The sequence below is a fragment of the Streptococcus oralis subsp. tigurinus genome (genome assembly GCF_002093545.1).
GTDB lineage: Bacteria > Bacillota > Bacilli > Lactobacillales > Streptococcaceae > Streptococcus > Streptococcus oralis_C.
This window is the reverse complement of the sequence record NZ_LNVF01000009.1, coordinates 47,243-66,544: the sequence shown is the minus strand read 5'-3', so window position 1 is coordinate 66,544 and position 19,302 is coordinate 47,243. Positions and strand designations below refer to the sequence as shown.

17 protein-coding genes and 3 pseudogenes are annotated in these 19,302 nt (G+C 35.9%); 11 read left to right on the top strand and 9 right to left on the bottom strand.

Going from position 1 to position 19,302, the window contains the following annotated elements:
* The first annotated feature begins 208 nt into the window (after positions 1-208).
* Positions 209-592 carry a tyrosine-type recombinase/integrase gene (locus ATE34_RS09015; protein WP_148877355.1) on the top strand — a complete coding sequence of 128 codons (384 nt, stop codon included), beginning with the start codon at positions 209-211 and terminating at the stop codon, positions 590-592.
* A 523-nt stretch (positions 593-1,115) separates the two neighbouring features.
* Here ATE34_RS09015 and ATE34_RS09005 read toward each other — a convergent pair.
* Positions 1,116-2,185: pseudogene (locus tag ATE34_RS09005) on the bottom strand (IS3 family transposase); the annotation flags it as partial.
* Positions 2,186-2,561: 376 nt separating this feature from the next.
* Between ATE34_RS09005 and gshAB the strand changes: the two are divergent.
* A complete protein-coding gene (gene gshAB, locus ATE34_RS09000; protein WP_049531677.1) occupies positions 2,562-4,826 on the top strand; it encodes a bifunctional glutamate--cysteine ligase GshA/glutathione synthetase GshB in 2,265 nt (754 codons plus the stop codon).
* Between the two features lie 120 nt (positions 4,827-4,946).
* Here gshAB and ATE34_RS08995 read toward each other — a convergent pair.
* Positions 4,947-5,330, bottom strand: a pseudogene (locus ATE34_RS08995) (transposase); the annotation flags it as partial.
* 1 nt (position 5,331) lies between these two features.
* Positions 5,332-5,547 carry a hypothetical protein gene (locus ATE34_RS08990; protein WP_000456789.1) on the bottom strand — a complete coding sequence of 72 codons (216 nt, stop codon included), beginning with the start codon at positions 5,545-5,547 and terminating at the stop codon, positions 5,332-5,334.
* Between the two features lie 365 nt (positions 5,548-5,912).
* On the opposite strand from ATE34_RS08990, the pseudogene ATE34_RS11360 reads away from it, so the two are divergent.
* A pseudogene (locus tag ATE34_RS11360) lies at positions 5,913-6,290 on the top strand (hypothetical protein).
* 458 nt (positions 6,291-6,748) lie between these two features.
* Here the strand turns inward: ATE34_RS11360 and ATE34_RS08980 are convergent.
* From ATE34_RS08980 to ATE34_RS08960, 4 genes are all read right to left on the bottom strand, one after another.
* Positions 6,749-6,943: a hypothetical protein gene (locus ATE34_RS08980; RefSeq protein ID WP_084911763.1), complete on the bottom strand. Its 195-nt coding sequence runs from the start codon at positions 6,941-6,943 to the stop codon at positions 6,749-6,751.
* The gene (locus ATE34_RS08975) at positions 6,924-7,256 is read right to left on the bottom strand and encodes a hypothetical protein (protein ID WP_001220782.1); all 333 of its coding nucleotides are present in this window, start codon (positions 7,254-7,256) and stop codon (positions 6,924-6,926) included. The genes ATE34_RS08980 and ATE34_RS08975 overlap by 20 nt, the downstream gene beginning before the upstream one ends.
* Positions 7,257-7,615: 359 nt before the next feature.
* Entirely contained in the window at positions 7,616-8,455 is an 840-nt protein-coding gene (locus ATE34_RS08965; protein ID WP_001014727.1) for a phage replisome organizer N-terminal domain-containing protein, read from the bottom strand.
* An 8-nt stretch (positions 8,456-8,463) separates the two neighbouring features.
* Entirely contained in the window at positions 8,464-8,745 is a 282-nt protein-coding gene (locus tag ATE34_RS08960; RefSeq protein ID WP_000005473.1) for a hypothetical protein, read from the bottom strand.
* Between the two features lie 147 nt (positions 8,746-8,892).
* Between ATE34_RS08960 and ATE34_RS08955 the strand changes: the two genes are divergently transcribed.
* Both ATE34_RS08955 and ATE34_RS08950 read left to right on the top strand, forming a co-directional pair.
* Positions 8,893-9,411 carry a helix-turn-helix domain-containing protein gene (locus tag ATE34_RS08955; RefSeq protein ID WP_000181350.1) on the top strand — a complete coding sequence of 173 codons (519 nt, stop codon included), beginning with the start codon at positions 8,893-8,895 and terminating at the stop codon, positions 9,409-9,411.
* Positions 9,412-9,462: 51 nt separating this feature from the next.
* Entirely contained in the window at positions 9,463-10,617 is a 1,155-nt protein-coding gene (locus tag ATE34_RS08950; protein WP_084911761.1) for a site-specific integrase, read from the top strand.
* A gap of 411 nt (positions 10,618-11,028) precedes the next feature.
* Here the strand turns inward: ATE34_RS08950 and ATE34_RS08945 are convergent, their stop codons facing one another.
* On the bottom strand, positions 11,029-13,737 hold the full coding sequence (locus ATE34_RS08945) for an SEC10/PgrA surface exclusion domain-containing protein (protein WP_084911759.1): 2,709 nt from the start codon (positions 13,735-13,737) through the stop codon (positions 11,029-11,031).
* 131 nt (positions 13,738-13,868) lie between these two features.
* Here ATE34_RS08945 and ATE34_RS08940 point away from each other — a divergent pair, with 131 nt between their 5' ends.
* Complete coding sequence (locus ATE34_RS08940; RefSeq protein WP_084911783.1) at positions 13,869-14,207, top strand: helix-turn-helix domain-containing protein; 339 nt, start codon at positions 13,869-13,871, stop codon at positions 14,205-14,207.
* A gap of 110 nt (positions 14,208-14,317) precedes the next feature.
* Here the strand turns inward: ATE34_RS08940 and ATE34_RS08935 are convergent, their stop codons facing one another.
* The gene (locus tag ATE34_RS08935; RefSeq protein ID WP_084911757.1) at positions 14,318-15,214 is read right to left on the bottom strand and encodes a hypothetical protein; all 897 of its coding nucleotides are present in this window, start codon (positions 15,212-15,214) and stop codon (positions 14,318-14,320) included.
* Between the two features lie 302 nt (positions 15,215-15,516).
* On the opposite strand from ATE34_RS08935, the gene ATE34_RS08930 reads away from it, so the two are divergent.
* The 5 genes from ATE34_RS08930 to ATE34_RS08910 all read left to right on the top strand — a co-directional run bounded on the left by ATE34_RS08930 (position 15,517) and on the right by ATE34_RS08910 (position 19,273).
* The gene (locus ATE34_RS08930) at positions 15,517-15,909 is read left to right on the top strand and encodes a hypothetical protein (RefSeq protein ID WP_084911755.1); all 393 of its coding nucleotides are present in this window, start codon (positions 15,517-15,519) and stop codon (positions 15,907-15,909) included.
* Positions 15,910-15,922: 13 nt separating this feature from the next.
* A complete protein-coding gene (locus ATE34_RS08925) occupies positions 15,923-16,462 on the top strand; it encodes a hypothetical protein (protein ID WP_084911754.1) in 540 nt (179 codons plus the stop codon).
* 1 nt (position 16,463) lies between these two features.
* On the top strand, positions 16,464-17,186 hold the full coding sequence (locus tag ATE34_RS08920) for a P-loop NTPase family protein (protein ID WP_084911752.1): 723 nt from the start codon (positions 16,464-16,466) through the stop codon (positions 17,184-17,186).
* Between the two features lie 386 nt (positions 17,187-17,572).
* On the top strand, positions 17,573-18,964 hold the full coding sequence (locus ATE34_RS08915; protein WP_084911749.1) for a Rep family protein: 1,392 nt from the start codon (positions 17,573-17,575) through the stop codon (positions 18,962-18,964).
* Between the two features lie 48 nt (positions 18,965-19,012).
* Entirely contained in the window at positions 19,013-19,273 is a 261-nt protein-coding gene (locus ATE34_RS08910) for a helix-turn-helix domain-containing protein (RefSeq protein ID WP_084911747.1), read from the top strand.
* Positions 19,274-19,302 lie beyond the last annotated feature (29 nt).

Here is a 19,302-nt window from a genome sequence, read left to right as displayed (position 1 = left end):
AAGAACTATTATTACTCATAATGACGAATCTCCATTGAATTTTAATAACGATTTAATAATCAAACAGACTATAAAGAGACTGAGCAATCAGGCTTTAAAATCAGAAAAACGCATAATATCAAGGTTGTTCATTCAATCCTTGATATTATGCGTTTTATTATGGAAATATTTGCTTCATTTTCTCCGCAAATAGAGTTTTTGCTATCCTATTTTCTCTATTTTTAATGACTTACTTCAACTTCATACCTCTTGGAAAAAACAACAAAAATACGAACTAGCACAGTTCGGTATCATCAGCAATCCAGAACAATTTGTCTTTACCTATATAGATACAAAGGAAAACATAAACAAACCTCTCCACTCTGATTACCTAAATAACAAAATGAAAAGCATTCGAAAACGTCACAAAGAGTTAGCACACGCTACACCTCATAAATTACGACATACAGGGGCAACGGCTGGAACATCTATTGAAGCTATTTCTGAGGCTCTAACACATAGTGAGACAGGCACAACTCAAATTTATGTCAACACTTCAAATGTCATTCCAATGGCTGTTGGAGAGATTGCTTATCGCAATCTTAAAAAGTAATGGTGTGAACCATGAAGTGTTGTAAATGCTGTATTGTAGCTGGTTCTTAACGTTTTGAGAATTGTGATGCTTTACGAGCTTTCTTAAGACCTGGTTTGGAAAGTATGAGTTTCAGTTGGACTAAAAATAGCGTAATATCAAGGTTTTTATGAACGATATTTACTGATTGATTTCATAAAATTTGAATCAATATTTCTTAAATAGGGGAATAGTTCGGTTCTGTAAGTATTAATATAATACACCTACAAAGCTTATTATATCAGATTTTCCCCAGTTTTAGAAAAATAGGTAGAGAAAAAAACAACATCTGGATTTTCCAAAAAACCTTGACAAAGTCCTCATATAACCGTTTCTGCATTTTATTATATCATTTTTGACTTAGAAAATAATATATAATAGAAGATGATTCGTCTTTTTAAACGGACTTATCAAAAACTGGAATTCTATCAATATTTTGGACACATTTTGGGAGGAAAATTTGAAGGCTAGCGCCCTTCGGTTGCTGGACCCCTTCTACGACCAATTCTCTGTACTCTACAGGGGACTGGTCATTCAATTTTTGTTGAATTCTAGTTTCATTATAAAATATGATGTAATTTTTGACAATATCTGTTATACTATCTCCAGTTATGTTTCTTCACTTATGGAGATAGAAGGTTTCAGACTTTAGGACGGAATGAAACCATTCGATACAGGCATTATCTGCTGGTGTTCCCTTACGGGACATGGAGCGGGTGATGCCTTTTTCTACACAAGCCTGATAGTAAGCTTTTGAGGTGTAAACCGATCCCTGATCACTGTGTAAGATCGCTCCTTGAGGTAATTCCAATTGATGGAGCGTGTCCAACACAAAGTCCGTATCCTGACAATCTGAGATGGTATAAGCCACAATCTCACGATTATAAAGATCCATGATGGAGGACAAGTATAGCTTACATTTACCTAAGTATAAATAAGTAATATCTGTGACAAGCTTCTCCATAGGCTTGTCTGCTTGAAAATCACGATCCAGCTTATTGTCTGTTACATGGTAAGGCTTCCCTAATTTAGGTTCCTTCTTGGGACGGGCACGGCAAAGGTAGCCCTTTTCCTTCATGATACGATAGACCTTCTTGCGATTAACGACGAGGTTATAAACTTTCTTTAGTAAGCGAGTGATGGTTCGATAGCCGTAAATAAAGTGATTTTCTATACAGAGTTGTTCGATTTTATCTGCTATTTCGCCTCTTTTCTGAGAATTCTTACACTCCTGTTTCCAGCGATAAAAGGTGGAGCGTTTGACGCCGAAACATTCTAAAATAATAGATACAGGGAACGTTTTCTTATACTCTTCTACTAGCTTGATAAGACTTACTTTGTCGATTCTCTTATCAAGCTCTGATACTTTTTTAGTAATTCTACCTGCAATCGTAACTGTTCCACTTCAGATAACTGTTTCATCCCATTACCATAAGTATATTGTTTCCCCACGGGTTGGTGGAAACGGTACAATTCATCATTCTGATACCATCGCTACCAGGTCTTGGCCTGACTAGCATTTTTGATGCTGAGGGTATCCATGATAACTTTATTTGATTTGCCTGCCTTCTTCATTTCGATACAGGCTAGCTTAGTTTCTACTGAATATGCTTTTTAACCATAACAAAACACCCCTGTTTCTAGTTTACCACAACAGGAGTGTTTTCTTGTGTCTCATTTTATGGGTGCAGTGCCGACCCTAGGGATTCTTTCGTTCTCATATATACGTCATTAGTATAGGCTAATTTGATTTAAATTGCAAGAGAAATAACATTTTACATAAAAATCGGTGGGTATTTTACAATTTTTGCATATAATAGAGCTAAAAAGCAACTGGTTTTAAGAATTCTTATCTAAAACATTCGAAAATTCCCCTTAACCGTAGCGGAAAGTTGTTTTCTTTGCCCTATTATAATATACTATTACTTACATTAGATGAAAAGGTGACTCTATGACTATAAATCAACTGCTTCAAAAGCTGGAGCCTACTAGCCCTATCCTTCAAGCTAACTTTGGAATTGAACGCGAAAGTCTTCGTGTCGATAGACAGGGAAAATTAGCACATACGCCTCACCCTTCCTGCCTAGGAGCTCGAAGTTTCCACCCTTATATTCAAACAGATTTTTGTGAGTTTCAGATGGAACTCATCACACCAGTTGCTAAATCTACCACTGAGGCTCGTCGATTTCTTGGAGCCATTACCGATGTAGCTGGACGTTCCATCAGTAAAGATGAACTTCTCTGGCCCTTGTCCATGCCTCCTCGTATCAACGCCCAAGAAATCCAAGTTGCCCAACTGGAAAATGAATTTGAACGCCATTATCGTAACTACCTAGCCGAAAAATACGGAACTAAACTACAAGCTATCTCAGGTATCCACTATAATATGGAACTAGGGAAAGATTTGGTTGAAGCCCTATTCCAAGAAAGTGACCAGATTGATATAATTGCTTTCAAAAACGCCCTCTATCTCAAGCTGGCTCAGAACTATTTGCGCTATCGTTGGGTGATTACCTATCTCTTTGGTGCTGCACCTGTTGCTGAGCAAGGCTTCTTCGACCAAGAAGTGCCAGAACTCGTGCGTTCCTTCCGAAACAGCGACCATGGTTATGTCAATAAGGAAGAAATACAAGTATCTTTTGCAAGCCTAGAAGACTATGTCTCTGCCATCGAAAACTATATCGAACAAGGTGATTTGATTGCGGAAAAGGAATTTTACTCGGCTGTTCGTTTCCGTGGACAAAAGGTTAATCGCTCCTTCCTTGACAAGGGAATCACCTACCTAGAATTCCGTAACTTCGACCTCAACCCCTTTGAGCGTATCGGTATTAGCCAAACTACCATGGATACCGTACACCTACTCCTTCTAGCCTTCCTCTGGCTGGATACCCCTGAAAATGTTGATCAGGCTCTGGCTCAAGGTCACGCGCTGAATGAAAAAATTGCCCTCTCTCATCCTTTAGAACCTCTACCTTCTGAAGCTGAAACTCAGAACATTACGACAGCTCTAGACCAACTGGTGCAACATTTTGGGCTTGGTGACTATCATCGAGGTCTGGTCAAACAAGTTAAAGATGCCTTTTCAGATTCCAGTCAGACACTAGCTGCTCAACTTCTTCCTCATATCAAAGACAAGTCCCTTTCTGACTTTGCCCTTGACAAGGCGCTTGCCTATCATGATTACGACTGGACTGCCCACTATGCCCTTAAGGGTTATGAGGAGATGGAACTTTCTACCCAGATGCTGCTCTTTGATGCCATTCAAAAAGGGCTTCATTTTGAAATCCTAGATGAGCAGGATCAATTCCTTAAACTCTGGCATAAAGATCATGTTGAGTACGTCAAAAATGGTAACATGACCTCAAAAGACAACTATGTAGTTCCTCTTGCCATGGCTAATAAAACCGTGACCAAAAAAATCCTGGCTGATGCTGGCTTCCCTGTCCCTGCCGGCGACGAATTTACCAGTCTAGAACAAGGTCTAGCCTACTATCCTCTTATCAAGGGCAAACAAATTGTGGTTAAACCAAAATCAACCAACTTCGGTCTGGGCATTTCCATTTTCCAAGAGCCTGCCAGCCTTGATAACTATAAGAAAGCTCTCGAGATTGCCTTTGCAGAAGATACAGCTGTTCTTGTTGAAGAATTTATCCCAGGAACCGAATACCGTTTCTTCATTCTGGACGGGCGTTGTGAGGCTGTCCTCCTTCGTGTCGCTGCTAATGTTGTCGGTGATGGCAAACACACCATTCGTGAATTAGTCGCTCAGAAAAATGCCAATCCATTGCGAGGCCGTGACCACCGCTCACCTCTGGAAATCATTAAGCTAGGAGACATCGAACAATTGATGTTGACTCAGCAAGGTTATGCACCTGATGATATTCTCCCAGAAGGGAAAAAGGTCAATCTCCGCCGTAACTCCAACATCTCTACGGGTGGTGACTCTATTGATGTCACTGAGACAATAGATTCCTCTTACCAAGAATTGGCAGCAGCTATGGCAACTAGCATGGGGGCCTGGGCTTGCGGGGTTGACCTCATCATTCCAGATAGAACTCAGCCTGCTAGCAAGGAAAAACCTCATTGCACTTGTATCGAGCTCAACTTCAATCCCTCTATGTATATTCACACCTACTGTGCTGAAGGTCCTGGACAAGCTATCACTCCAAAAATCCTAGACAAGCTTTTTCCAGAAGTTACCACAAGTCAAACCTAAAACCTAATTCTTAGGAACAAACAAATCACCTTTATCTCGATGATATGATACCTCTTAAGTAGACAAGGTAAATACCTAAAATCTACGGCTCTTTGTCAACTGTAGTGGGTTGAAGAAAAGCTAAGCTCGAGAAAGGACACATTTCGTCCTTTCTTTTTTGATATTCAGAGCGATGAAAATTCGCTTCTTGAAGTTTTCAAAGTTCCGAAAACCAAAGGCATTGCGCTTGATAAGTTTGATGAGATTATTGGTTGCTTCCAATTTGGCGTTGGAATAGGGTAGTTGAAGGGCGTTGACGATTTTCTCTTTGTCCTTTAGAAAGGTTTTAAAGACAGTCTGAAAAAGAGGATGAATCTGCTTTAGATTGTCCTCAATGAGTCCGAAAAATTTTTCTGGTTCCTTATTCTGAAAGTGAAAAAGTAAGAGCTGATAGAGATGATAGTGGTGTTTCAAGTCTTCTGAATAGCTCAAAAGCTTGTCTAGAATTTCTTTATTGCCTAAATTGTCAAATTAAGTTAGACTTTTCAAGTAACTCAGAAAAACTTGGTAGGGTGATTGAAATAGTTCTATATAGTAATTCATAGACTACCCTCTGTTCAACTATTCCCCATTCATCTGTAACAAAAAAATATTTCTCATGATGTCGCCAAATATGTTGTCCATAACCTTTTATTTCCTCAAACTTACTAACTTCTTCCCAGCCTAGTTTACTATATTCCATGTATGTTCTCCGATCTTTTCACTAATATCTTACATTACACCTTCAGGAATATCTCCTGTTGATCATTGTAACTATCTAGTTGACTGTTATACCAAACCCTGGAATTCTGTCAATATCTTCTTTTCCCTATTTTGATTTATTTCTCAGCTATATGGTATATTAGGATACTTTGAATTCACCTTAAACAAAAAAATGCACAAGTTAATTACAACCTGCACATCTTTTTAATTTTATATTTAAAAGAGACTATAAATCAACTTTCCGAAAAATAATGATTTTCCCGAAAGAAATAGATCAACCTAAAAAATTACTGTCTTACTTATGTAATGTTTCTTTAATATAATATAGAAATAAAAAGTATGTAAATGAAAAGATTTATCACATTACTTTTAGTGTCTCTATCTACAATTTTATTAATTGCATGTTCTAACCAATCAAGCAATTCTTTAGATGGCGAATACCGTTGAATAAACGAGAGTAGAAATGAAGTTGCCTTTACCATTTCAGGTAACAAAGGAAATAGCAACAAAGGAGAGGCCGACACCTTTACAATTGATAAAGACAGTTCAACAATCGAACTGACTGGCTCTAATATCATAAAACGAAAAGAGAATTATACCTTCAAGGATGACGTATTCACTGTAGATATTTCAGGAACAAAGCAGGAGTATTACAAAAAGGATAGTGAAGAAATACAGCGACAAGTAAAACCCTCAAACTATTTGATATTCTTTATACAATAAAAACGCTTTTGTACTGACCCCAAAAGTTAGATTTTTTCTGTCTAACTTTTTGGGGTCAGTACACACCCGCATAGCGGGTATTTTTTTGTCTCGCACCTAGCGGAGTGAGACAGGCTAATAGTCACATAATAAAAAATTTACTTAAAGTCATATTTTAAATACTGTAGAATAGTTCTTTCTAAAACTTACTCCCAAATTTTTTTGCTCGTATAATTCACCAGGGGTTTGAGGATTCCCCAAAATTCAAATCACCCAAAAAGTACATACACTGTGTGTATACAAATTTTGGGGGTGATTTTAGGAGTGTGTGTATACAGACTCTGAGCTCGCAAAGTCATATTATGATAAATCTTTCCTTCTCGATAAAATAATCAAAAAAATCACTTTAGCTGTACTTTGTGTGTACAAATATTTTAAGAAGATATATAAAAAACGCTGCAAAATTTAACAGCGTTTCCTTATTTTAAAATTCTCATATGTCTTTCTTTTTTATGGTTAGCATCATAGTATTCTAGCATCGCATAATACAAACGAGCCTTCGTCTTATCTTGTTGTTTAATTCCATGAAGAAATAATTCTGCTCGCTTTAATTTCAATATGTATTCGCATATCTGATCAAAATCCTTATCCATATTACTTTTGAAAATAAACATCTTTTTCCTCCATCACATCAACTATTTTTTGCATCAAAATAGACATATCCATTTTGTTTTCATAGCTTATTCTCCCAACTACAGTTGCAAGACGGGCTATAGAATTGATATTCTTTCCGACTTGTTCCAACTCTTCTGTTAAAGGAACTAAACCTTCAAAAGAGACTTTTTGGATGTTCAAATCTGTTCGTATTAATTTTTGTCTAGCAAACTCAGAAAAATTACGAATATTTTCCTTCCTCATACAATCATTTAATTTTTTATTTTCTTCTTCCGTCAAAAACACCTGTTTCAACACAGATTTTATTCTCATGGTCCTATCACCTCGTTTTCTTATTTAGTCGTTTTACAAGTTCTTTCACTTGTTTACTTGTCTTCTTTTCATATTCTATCATCAACTCAACACAGTAGTGAAATATCCTTACATTATCCAAATCTTCACTTTGTTCTGCTATTCTTTCTAACTGACGTAAGTTATTGATAATTCTTCTAACTTGAAATATAAAGTCATGATAAGATTCAAAATCAAATTGAAGATAAATAGGCGAACTCTTAAACAACATTTTCCTAGCATAAGAAGAAAAATTTAGATGATTTGTCATTTCAATCAAGTTATTCACTATTTCATTCTGCTCTTCAGTGATATAACATTTCTTTAGAACAGTCCTATATCTACTCATTTATCATATACTTCTTTCGGGCATTTTCATGGGCAATAGCTTTGCACTCCAGCATACGTTCCTGCTTTAAATTCTCCATAGACTTAAATAAATACGCTAAAGGAGAAGTCGCATCCTCAGGAATCCGTTCAATCATGCTAATAACTTCATCACTAGTTACATACCCACTAGCCAAATACTCGCCTATCTTCATCTTCTGAGCATGTGTTAAAGTGTAATTATTAGGATACAAAAATCTATCATTGTACTTATAAGAAATGGATTCTAACAAAGAATAATATTTGGGTGGAATATAAGTTTCAGGCTTTCTAGAACTATTATCCAGTATATTCTCAATCTCTTTCTTATTCTTACTCTTGTTCTTAATCTCTTGCGTTACATTATCATTTTCATCCGTTACTGTAACGTTACAGTCTAAAACGAGTTGTGGCTCGCCTGTAATTAGTGCTTTTTGTTTTTGTCTATGACGAGCAACACGTTCCCTAGTTTGTTTCCTAATCTTTTCTAGTCCATCTATATTCTGATGTTTCTCCCATTTTGGAATGGTAATAGCGCCATCTATGATTTCTATCATGCCAAATTCTTCAAACATACTGAGAGCTAATTTTACAGATGTAGCCTTTCGTCTAAACACTGTTGAAAGCATCTCTTCTGTATAATAAACCTTGTTCCCTAGACTTAATATGCCACTATTATTTTGCTTTCCTGCAAGCACCAGAATTTTAAACCATATTACAATAAGAGTATCTCCTTCTGGCATTGATTCTATTAGCTGAATTTTTTCATCATCAAATATATCTGTTGTTATCTTGATCCACTGAACACCATTCATACTAGTACCTATCTTTCATATTGCTTCAACCATCGTGTTACTGCTCTTTTATCGTATAAAGTCACTCCATCAATCACCATGGTTGGCATTCCTTCTTTCGTCCATTTTTGGATTGTTGTCGTAGATACATCTAACCACCTAGACAAACCTGACATACGAACCATGGGTTTATAAAGTTCTTTATCTTCAAATACTCTTACTACAGCATTTGAAATCATCTCATCATAGTGAGCACGTAATTGCTTCTCTAATTCTTTAGGAAGCTGGACAACTAAAGTAGTTTCCGACATAAATTAACACCTCATTTCTAAATTAAATAAGCTCCGAAACCATTTAATTTGTTATTCATTTTGAATTATATATCCTTTTTGAATTTTTGTCAAGCTTTTTTATTCAAAAAGAATAAAATGTGTTATAATGATAAAAAGGAGGTTCTTATGACGAATCATATTACTAAACTGATAGAAAATAGCGGAAAAAAATTGACAGAAATTAGCGAAGCTACAAATATAGCCTATCCTACACTTTCTGGATACAATCAAGGAATCCGCAAACCTAAAAAAGATAATGCTGAAAAATTGGCAAAATACTTTAATGTTTCCGTCGCTTACATTATGGGACTTGATAGCAACCCACACGCTCCATCAAATCTTAAAATTGTTACAGATAGTTTCAAAACATCTAAAATTGGTTCTGTGACACCTTTTAAAAGCGATATGGAGAAGTTAAAGAAAAGTATCGAATTTGGCGAAAGGGCATTAACACTACCACTTGATGATAGTTTTTCAGATGAATTTCGTCATATATTCTCAGAATACCTAGCTGAGAAAAATAAACGTTTTATGTCTGAGTTTATAGACTATATGAATCACCAAAATAAAGATTCTAAAGTTTGGCAGAGCTGGATTAAAACAGACGAATACGCTATCCGCCAAGAAGATAGAAAAAATAGATAGACACTCATTTCTCAACTACATAAGCTCCGAAAACTTAGATACGGAGAAAAAATGTCTATACACAAATACAAAACAAAAAAAGGAATCCTATACTATGTCAGCTTTTACATTGGCTTAGATGCTTATGGAAAGAAAAAAAGGCACTTAAAGAGAGGGTTCAAAACCAAAAAAGAGGCAAAATTGTACGAAGCTCGTTTAGAAGCTGGTGTCGTTGCCCCCACAGTAAATACCGACAAACCTAACCCCAAAGTCACTTATAAAGAACTTTATCAAGAATGGTTTAAGGCCTATGTTGGTACCGTTGAAGAAACAACTTCTTCCCAAACTAAGAATATCTATCGAATACATATTCTACCAATATTTGGCGATAAATTTATTGACCAAATCAGTCCTTTAGACTGTCAAAACTTTATTACACAAAAATCTCAGACTTTCAAAAATATCAAACAGATAAAATCCTATACCTCAAAAATTTTTGATTTTGCAATCAACATGAACTACATTGATCGAAATCCAATGAAGAATGTTATCATGCCTAAAATCAAAAAAACTAGATTAGATAATTTTTGGTCTCTGGAGGAATTACATCATTTCCTTGATATAGTGAAAGAAACTGAGCCATTTAAACATTTTGCTTTATTTAGACTGCTTGCATTTAGTGGACTACGAAAAGGGGAGTTATATGCTTTAAAATGGGCTGATATTAACTTTGACAGCAATCTATTGAACATAGATAAAAGTCTAGGAAGAATTGACGGTAAAGCGATTGAAAAGAGCACAAAGAATGAATCTTCAGTTCGTACAATCTATCTTGATGATGAGACAATCGATATTATTAAGCAATGGAGAAATTTCTATCTGAAAGAACAATCTCACTTTCCTCTTACAAAGCTGAATATTAGTAACGAATATATGTTCTCTTACATATCAAGTAATGACAAAATTGAACCTTTGCATGCTGATTACATTAATAACGTACTGAATCGAATTATTAAAAAGCATAAATTAAAACCAATTAGCCCACATGGGTTTAGACATACACATGCAACACTTATGTCTGAAATTGGAATCGATCCTTCTAATACATCAAAACGTCTCGGTCATGCAAGCAGTCAGATGACATTAGATGTCTATACTCACACCACAAAAACTGGTGAGAAAAACTCTATTGACAAATTTGCAGATTATCTCAATAAAGCAAAATAGAATTATGATTTTTAAAATTTTGAAGAGGTTATCAGAAGGTTATCACAAAGCTATTCTAGCTCAAAAATCGACAAAAAAGCACTTTGCAAAATCTTTGCAAAGTGCTTTGAAACGTTGATATAATCGTATTGATTAACGTTTTGAGAATTGTGATGCTTTACGAGCTTTCTTAAGACCTGGTTGGAAAAACTATGATTTGAATAACCTTCAGTAAATGCTTAAAATCAATGTTTTCCCACTTTTTCAGAAAACAGAATTTCATCTAATTTGAATAAATTTCAGTTGAATGGTGTGAATTTTACCCTAAAAATACACGAATTGAGCTAGATTTTACCAAAAAGTTCACACCATATAAAATTTATATATAACTAAACTGTAATAGAGAAAAGAGAGTCACCGCTCTCTTTCTTTTTATCTATTATATTTTCGTTTTCCTACCAAAGCTAGCAGTCCAACACTTGCTCCAAGCAATGCGAGGAGATTCGATTCTTTTGTTCCTGTATTTGGAAGTTGTTTTTTAGATTCTGCTTTTGCATTTGTAGCTTGTGCAGGCGCTTGATATGTTTTATCGTCTTTAGTTCCTACCGTTACTTTCTCTGCTTTGTAATCCACAACATTCCCTTTAGCATCCACAACTGGTACTGGTTTATAACCCGCTTTTTCAAGCTCTTTACGTTTAGCATCTGCAAGAGCTACCAAGCGTTTTGTTTCTGCTTCTTCATATTTGGCTTTGGCAGTTTCATAAGCGAACTTCGCTTGATCTGCTGCAAGGCTCTTAACTTCGTAGTCTACTTTGGCTTTATTTTGTGCCTTATAAACTTCTTTAAGCTCTACTTCAGCCTTTTCAAGTTCTGCTTTCGCTTCTACCAAGCGAGCTTTCGCACCTTTAAGGTCTGCAAGCTCTTTTTCTGCTTGTTTAACAGTATCTTGAGCGTCTTTGAGAGCTTTCTTAGCAGTAGATACCGCTTGGGCTTTGTTTGAAGCGATTGCTTCAAGATTTGCCATCTTAGTTTCTTCTGCTTTAAGAGCGTCTTGTGCAGTTTTAAGAACTTGTTCAGCGTCTTTCAATTTTGCTTGCGCATTTGTAAGAGTTTCCTCTTTTGTAGCTTTTGAAGCAGTCAAGTTGTTGACAAGGGCATTTGCGTTGGCAAGTGTAACCACCGCTTGATCATGACGAGCTTTCGCTTCGTCAAAAGCCTTTTGTGCATTTGCAAGTGGGTTTTCCCCATTGTTCAAAGCAGACAAGTTAGCTTGTGCGTTTGTAAGAGCAGTTTGGGCATCTGATACCACTTTGCTTGTTGCTTCAAGTTGAGCTTGAGCGTCTTTGCGAGCAGTCATAGCATCAGCTAGAGTTTGACGAGCTTTGGCAAGTTCTTGCTCTTTGTTCGTGTTGCTAAGTGGGTTCACAATAGGAGTTTTATCCCATTTTGAGCCGTCTACGTTAGTGGTACGGATACTTGTGAGGAAGTGAGTTGTGTAAAACTCGTCCGTTTTACTTTGTGCTACGCCACCAAAGTAAACTGTTTCATTTGCGTAATCGAATTGGAGGATACCCTGAGTGTGGAGATAGTCGTTCTTGTGAGAAACAAGTTCAATGAGGTCATCGTACAATTTCTCTTTCATTTCTCCAATAGTTTTACGGAATACACCATCTTCATCATCAAAGTCGTGGTAAACATAAGTTGTAACTGCATTCTCATAAGGTTGCAAACCTTTTTCAGCGTTCTCTTGGTTTTCTTCTTCTGTGTAGGTGCTATTCAAACCGTACTCTTTAGCAACCTTGTAAACACCTTTAGCGTAGTGACCTGCGCCACCTTTAGCACGATATTCATCTTTCATCGCTTTAGAGAAGTTCGCTTTTACATACTCTTTAGCGATTTTGTTGGCAAATTCAAGGCTTGATTTTGAAAGAACAACGTCTGGAAGTCCAAGTTGGTGGCGCATTTGGTTGATGAGGTCAGCTACGAAGTAGTTAAGTTCATCTGTGACTTCTTTTGGAAGATTGTTGATGTCATAGCGAGTTTCGTCTGCTTGGTCTTTGGCGGATGGTGTGTACTTGTTGAGGGTGCGGTTTTGGAGTTGAGAGTCTACGATTTTGTTGTAGAGTTCCAATGTCTTAGCACTTTGCTCTTCGGATGTGAGAGTAGTTCCATTGCGCAACTCTTCAGTATAAGCCATATTCTCTTTCACAGCCTTGATAAAGTCTGGGGCAAGAGTAATAGTTGCTTTAGTATCCTTTTGAAGTTCATTGAGAGTGGATACCGCTTGGTTGTAATCAGCAGTTGCTTTATCTGCATTTGTTTTTGCAGTTTCTTTTTCTTGAGATTTGCTTTCAAGGTTTGCTTGAGCAGTTTTAACCGCTTGCTCTGCTTGTTTTACTTGTGTAGCATGGTCTTGGTTTTGTGCTTTAGCTTCATCCAGAACCTTTTGGGCATCTGCTTGAGCTTGTTTGCTCTCGCTCTCTTCCTTGATTGCTTTATCTTGCGCTTCTTTAGCTTCTGCAAGACCTTCACCTTTCAAAGCATCCTCAGCGTTTTTAACTTCAGCTTTAGCATCCGCTACACCAGTTTCAGCTTGAGTCACTTCTGCTTGTTTTGTACCAACAGTTTTGCCTTGAATAGCGACATTTCGGTCTGCATCGTCTTTTTCAGTTTGCGCAGTTGATACCGCTTGTTCTTTAGTAGGAACACTTGCTTTTGCAGTTTCCACTTTCTTCTCTGCACCTTGAACAACTTCTGGAGTTGCTTTGTCCGCAACCTTTTGAGCATCTGCTTGTGCTTGTTTCAAGTCAGCGACTTTCTTTTCTGCCTTATCAGACTTTTCATTCGCTTGATCCAAGACTTCTTTTGCCTTGTCAGATGCTTCTTGGGTTTGTTTAGCAGTAGCACCAAGTTCAGCAACGTCTTCCTTAGTAGGAGTTTTCACTTCTACTTTCTTAGGCGCTTCTTTCTCTACCAAAGCGGGTTCGTTTTTAGCAGTTGTAGGGATGTGTGTTTCAGTCGTATCTGCATGAGCCGTTCCGACTGTGCCGACAAGACCAGTGGCTGCGATGGCTGAAATAACTGCACCTGTATACAATTTTTTAGTAGTACTATGACTATTTTCCATAGTTTTTGACATCTATAAACTCCTTTGTACAATGCCCTATGCATTTTATTAAATTATAGTACTATTTTACCATACTTTTTTGTTTTTTGGATAGTTCATTATACTTATTTTTAGAGAAAACAGATAGTAAAATGGTAGATAACATGGAATACAATAAATTACAAAAGCATATCGCATTTCGCATACGTGAGTGCAGAAAAGCACAGGGATTAAGTCAAGAAAAATTATCTGAAATCGCTGGGCTAGGTGTCAAAGCGATTCAAAATATAGAAAACATGAAGTATGATTTTAAGATAAAAACTCTTGAATCCGTAATCAAAGCCCTAAATCTAACGGTCGAGGAGTTCTTCAACCTACCATCATTTGAATCAGATCGAGAAGATTCTCCAGAAATACTTTTTGAAAACTTAACAAAATTACCCAAAGATAAGCAAGGAAAAATTATATCTTCATTTAATGAGATTGTAAAGAATATCAAATAAACCCAGCCAAAATAAATTTTGGTTGGGTTTTATTTTACAGTCTTGCTTATTTTAATAAATTTCTCTTTTTTAGTTACTCACTAATAGCTACTTGAATTAATGGAAAAAGTTCAATTTGAGTCTGAACTAGCTAAATAGTATTTTTTTGATTTATACTTATCTAATTGTTTTTCACTACGATTCTTTTGAGAAGTATCAAGTTTGATACTGCCACTTTTTCTATTGAAAACATAACTACCTCCTGTTTCAACAATAGTTTCATAAGAAAGATATGATTCAAGTACACCCTCAATCTCTTTTTGTCTTTTTTCATTCATTTTCATTAAAGATTGTTTATTTACCTCTTCCTTAAATAGCTCTATAAAAGCTTCCGCATTTATTTGTAACTCCTCAATATTTAAATAATTTGAGTTGACATGACCTTTGGCTTTATGTACTTCATCAATTAAATCTGAAAAATTTGTGATAACTTTTGAATTATCTTTAAAAAGTCGTTCAAGTGTGTTTAATACTGTATCAAATAAACCTAATTTATCTAGTGACAGAGTAATTTTTCTAACATCGTCTTCCTTGTTCTCAAAGAATTTTTTTAAATAATCTTCTCCAAAAGCTTGCATGTGTTCACTTAAACTAATTTTTGTAAATACATATTCAAATACATCACTATCAAAGCTTTCTAATATAACATCAAGTAGGTTTTTGCCAAATTTTGTTTGATGAAGCTTAGGGATTTTTAATTTTGAATATGCAGAAACAAGTTCAACATATGATAAATCATCTCGATAGATAGTTTTAATTTGAGATAAATAACGTTTATATGAAGCTAAAGATACAAGTTTTTTCCCGTTCAGTTCAGTTCTTTTATCGTTCTTTATCATAAGATACTTACGTAAAAAAGCATCTGCAGAAAGTTTGTCCTTCTGTTGTTGCCTTTTAAAAATCAGCGGATAATATTTTAAGATGAAATCTATTTGCGCTTTTTTGTTTAGTTCATTAAAAGAAACCATGATTTTACTCCTTCTAAATAGGCTCAAAAATACTATAACACATCTAATAATAAATTACAACATACAACAATTAAATGGGCTCAAAAAATAAACAAAAAATAATTAAAACATTAAAATAAAAGCTCTGCCAGGCTCAAAAAATAAACTAAATTATGATACCTGTATTTGATGGAAATCGTAAAAATTTGCTTGAGTTAGTCTCAAAAATGGTGTATCATGTTTTTGTTAACAAAAGAATTCTTTCACTCGTCAGCGTTCTAGAAAGTCTGACCAAGCACACTTTAAAAAAAGGAGGCATCCACATGCCAAAAGAAAAAAAACTAACTGTGGGTAACCGCAACAACTCAAAAGCATTTTTAGATGATTTATCAACTTATGTTGATGTCCCATCTGATATTAAAGTAGTCGATACAAACAGCGGGATCATAAACGAAGGTCGAGAAAATCAACTTTTTTGGGCATCTTTAACATGCGTAGATAAAAAAATCTACGAACAGTTTGCTAGTATTGCTCAAGAATCTTACTGTCCAACCTTCAAAGTCAAGTTAAAGAACTATCAAAACGAGAATTTAGATGGTTTGATTAACGCTGACATCGTAATTAGCAAGTATGAGTTATCATTTGTACTTGACAAACTCAAGCAGCCAATCGGCTTGGCTCTAGTCACTGAACTTGCCGACATTTCGCTCAAATAGAAAGAGGTGGCTTATGAAGAAAATCTTAAAAAAACTAAAAGAGCTAGAGTGGTACTATCAGATTTTCATAGCGTCAATTACCTTTGTTTTAATAGCACTACTTCTTAAGTTTCTGCTATGGATAGTTCCATTTATATTAGGTTCTTTGTTGTTTCTGTGGCTTGTGACAGATGGAGAAATTTTCTCTCTAGCTTGGCATCGATACAAACAAAGAGGTCAAACTGCTATTAATCCTTTATTTGATAGCTTCTATAACTGGTTAACAGAAGTCGGTGTAACAGAACTACCAATTTCTTCATTGACTTTCGTCCAGGGAGTAGAGGTAGCAGAACAAGGTATCTACTTTGTTCACATTAACCAAGAAATCTCCGATCTTCTTCTTGAAGACTTTGCAACAAAAGCAAGACAAGTTGTAAAAACTATGTCAAACGATTCTACAGATTGCGTTGTAAGTCGCTATAAGCGTGATCCCTTTCTTGCAATCAAAGTTCGTTTAGTGTCAACTAATGACATGATTCTAATGCAAAAACCTCAAAGAGAAGAGGATTTCTAGCATGATAAAAAACGTTTTCGACGTCAACGTCAGGGGACAACCCTCCCCTGTCACTGTTGACATTAACCGATTTTTTGCATGGATAATCGCAGGCCCGTCTGGTTCGGGAAAATCTACTTTTTTGAGAAGACTTCTAGGCCTCATTTCATTTCATGATACAGATGCTGAAGCTTACTTTCTGGATTTTAAAGCAGATGAGGAAATGTTTTCAATGTCTGGTGACCATGTGGCAAGAGGTTTTAACTGTCTAGAACTTTTTGAAACAGTCTACCAACGCTTTGAAAATAGACTTAATAAACAAGAAGAAAACTCTCATAATCTTTACTTGATTTTTGATGAGTGGCAAGCTTTCCTTGCTTATCTAGAACAAACAGATAAGAAGAAACATAAAGATGTTTTATCAAAAATATTAATGCTCAACAGTATGGGCAGAAGTTTAGGTTTACGAATCATTTTATCTAGTCAACGTTTCTTAATGTCTGATTTGCCAGGGCGCTACAATTTTAATTGTGTCATATCCTTATCAACTAGCTTTCTGCTAGCAACAAACAACAGACAACTCCTTTTTCCTGATATGGAAAAGGATGAAGTTTCAGTAAAACCTAGAGGATATGGCTATTTCCAGCTAGAAGGGGAACCTGTTAAGATGTTTCGCACTATTCAAGTAAGAGACGACGAACGGTTAAATCAGCGGATACAAGAGCTATTTTCAAGATATAGCTAGCGCTTTTTCTGCTACACTTGTTAGGTACGACAGTAAGCTTATTTTGAAGTTTCATCATCGGTTTAGTGTCGGCACGACATTGCCAGCAGAAAAATGACTGCTTGCAAGGGCTAGAGGGGGGAGATTTTTCAAGCGTAACGATGCCGAAGGCAAGGAGTGAAGCGAAGAAAAATACTACCCGTCCCTTGTTAGCTGGCAAGCGTTCTCAGGTCGATGATTTATCATCGGGCAGGAGAGGCTGGGGTTTGGGGCAAAGCCCCAAGAATTACTACAATTTAATTTTTAATTATTCTACGCACATGTTAGACTGGGCTTGTCAACGGTCTAACACTAGAATAGTTAAAAGAATAATTAAAGAATAGTTAAAAAAGAAAGGTTAATTATACATGGCAACAAAGAAAAAAGAAGCACTTTTGACTTCTGTAGCAATTACACAATACTTTGAGACGAAATATTGGAAAAATGGTTGGGATGAAGAACTCATTAAATCTGAAAATATCGAAAAAATTCTTGAGGAAATTGTCAGAAGAGTTAGTGAAATAGCAACTGTTTCCGAGGCTTACGCCATAAAACACGACAAGGACACGTCCATCGGTTTTGACAGTGTAACTAGAACAACAACTACCAAGCTAAAAAAGCCACATATTCACGCTTTACTCAAGTTTGAGAAAGGTGCAACACTAACTGATTTAGCTGTACAAATCGGACTAAAACCTGAATATCTAGAAAAAGCGAAGTCTGGAAGGTATGGCTACGATAACTTGTTAGCTTACTTAATTCATGCCAAAGATAAAGATAAGTATCAATACAGCCCTGATGAAGTAATTTCTCTAACAGGTAAAGACTACTTAAAAGTTTATCACGAAAGACAAGGAAGCTGGCTTAAAGGAAAAGCAAAAAAAGAAGTACAGCAGAGTTATGAGGATATCGACTTATTAATAGATAACATTCTGAACGAGAATATTACAAAAAAAGAAATACTACTTAATAAGCAATATCATACTCTTTATACAGTTCATAAAGTTAGAGTAAACGACGCAATTAAAAGCATTGGAGAAATTAAGTGTGCCAGAACAAAAGATGAACTGGAAAACGGAGAGTTCAAAAAGACAATCCTATTCATACACGGTGCATCTGGACTTGGCAAGTCAACATTTGCAAAAGAGATAGCAAAAAGTCTTATTCAGTTAGCAAAGCTGAATAATAAAAAATGGCAATCAGTCCTGACCGCAGGTACAAATATGTTTGATGAGGTAAACGGGGAAGAGATACTACTACTCGATGATGTCCGAGGAGATAGCTTAACCGCTTCAGACTGGTTAAAAGTTTTAGATCCATATAATATTAGTCCTATCTCAGCTCGTTATCAAAATAAAATAGGCGCTGCTAAGGTCATTATTATCACAAGTTCTAAACATCCTTTGACCTTCTTCTATCATACTAAAGGGAATAATCGTGAGGATTTATCACAATATGTTCGAAGAATTGAACATCTAGCAACGTTAAAAGGTGTGGGGGATGAACCTATTTTTTATGAATCTCACCCTACAAGAACATTGAATAATCTGAGACGAATCCCAGAGATTGGATATGATACTTACTTATCTTACGATTTTACACCTGATAACGAAATGAAAAGTAAAGAAGAGCTTCTATCCATGCTAGTTTCAAAGGTTGGACTCAACAATCAATGGGATTTATGGGAGTACGACAAATCAAAAACCCCGTCCAAAACTGTGACGAGCGAGGACGAGGTTGCAGATAATCAAGAAAAGTAAATAGGGTATCTCTTGATACCTCTATTATAACATACATTGGAGGAACAGATGCAAGTAATTCTACCAGATGAACAAGTTCGACAAATTCAGCTCCTACTTGCTGAACTTATCAAAAAAGAAATTGAAAATAGATTGAACAATAGTAACCTTGATAGTCCGTTTTTAAATAAACAACAGGCTTGCCACTATCTAGGCATCTCAAACAATACTCTAGACAGTTGGATTAAAAAAGGATTACCTTACATTAGAGTTGGAAAAACTATTCGCTTTGATAAAGCAGAAATCAATCGCTGGTTACAAAATCAGTAGAATTTCTACCGTGGTTTGTTATAATGAAA

What these genes read in the sequence shown, in the direction of transcription:
- ATE34_RS08990 (WP_000456789.1), bottom strand. Translation starts at nt 5,547, where the DNA reads ATGGAATATAGTAAACTAGGCTGGGAAGAAGTTAGTAAGTTTGAGGAA.
- ATE34_RS08910 (WP_084911747.1), top strand. Translation starts at nt 19,013, where the DNA reads ATGCAAGTAATTCTACCAGATGAACAAGTTCGACAAATTCAGCTCCTA.
- ATE34_RS08915 (WP_084911749.1), top strand. Translation starts at nt 17,573, where the DNA reads ATGGCAACAAAGAAAAAAGAAGCACTTTTGACTTCTGTAGCAATTACA.
- ATE34_RS08965 (WP_001014727.1), bottom strand. Translation starts at nt 8,455, where the DNA reads ATGAATGGTGTTCAGTGGATCAAGATAACAACAGATATATTTGATGAT.
- ATE34_RS08960 (WP_000005473.1), bottom strand. Translation starts at nt 8,745, where the DNA reads ATGTCGGAAACTACTTTAGTTGTCCAGCTTCCTAAAGAATTAGAGAAG.
- ATE34_RS08950 (WP_084911761.1), top strand. Translation starts at nt 9,463, where the DNA reads ATGTCTATACACAAATACAAAACAAAAAAAGGAATCCTATACTATGTC.
- ATE34_RS08935 (WP_084911757.1), bottom strand. Translation starts at nt 15,214, where the DNA reads ATGGTTTCTTTTAATGAACTAAACAAAAAAGCGCAAATAGATTTCATC.
- ATE34_RS08945 (WP_084911759.1), bottom strand. Translation starts at nt 13,737, where the DNA reads ATGTCAAAAACTATGGAAAATAGTCATAGTACTACTAAAAAATTGTAT.
- ATE34_RS08925 (WP_084911754.1), top strand. Translation starts at nt 15,923, where the DNA reads ATGAAGAAAATCTTAAAAAAACTAAAAGAGCTAGAGTGGTACTATCAG.
- gshAB (WP_049531677.1), top strand. Translation starts at nt 2,562, where the DNA reads ATGACTATAAATCAACTGCTTCAAAAGCTGGAGCCTACTAGCCCTATC.
- ATE34_RS08930 (WP_084911755.1), top strand. Translation starts at nt 15,517, where the DNA reads ATGCCAAAAGAAAAAAAACTAACTGTGGGTAACCGCAACAACTCAAAA.
- ATE34_RS08980 (WP_084911763.1), bottom strand. Translation starts at nt 6,943, where the DNA reads ATGTTTATTTTCAAAAGTAATATGGATAAGGATTTTGATCAGATATGC.
- ATE34_RS08975 (WP_001220782.1), bottom strand. Translation starts at nt 7,256, where the DNA reads ATGAGAATAAAATCTGTGTTGAAACAGGTGTTTTTGACGGAAGAAGAA.
- ATE34_RS08920 (WP_084911752.1), top strand. Translation starts at nt 16,464, where the DNA reads ATGATAAAAAACGTTTTCGACGTCAACGTCAGGGGACAACCCTCCCCT.
- ATE34_RS08955 (WP_000181350.1), top strand. Translation starts at nt 8,893, where the DNA reads ATGACGAATCATATTACTAAACTGATAGAAAATAGCGGAAAAAAATTG.
- ATE34_RS08940 (WP_084911783.1), top strand. Translation starts at nt 13,869, where the DNA reads ATGGAATACAATAAATTACAAAAGCATATCGCATTTCGCATACGTGAG.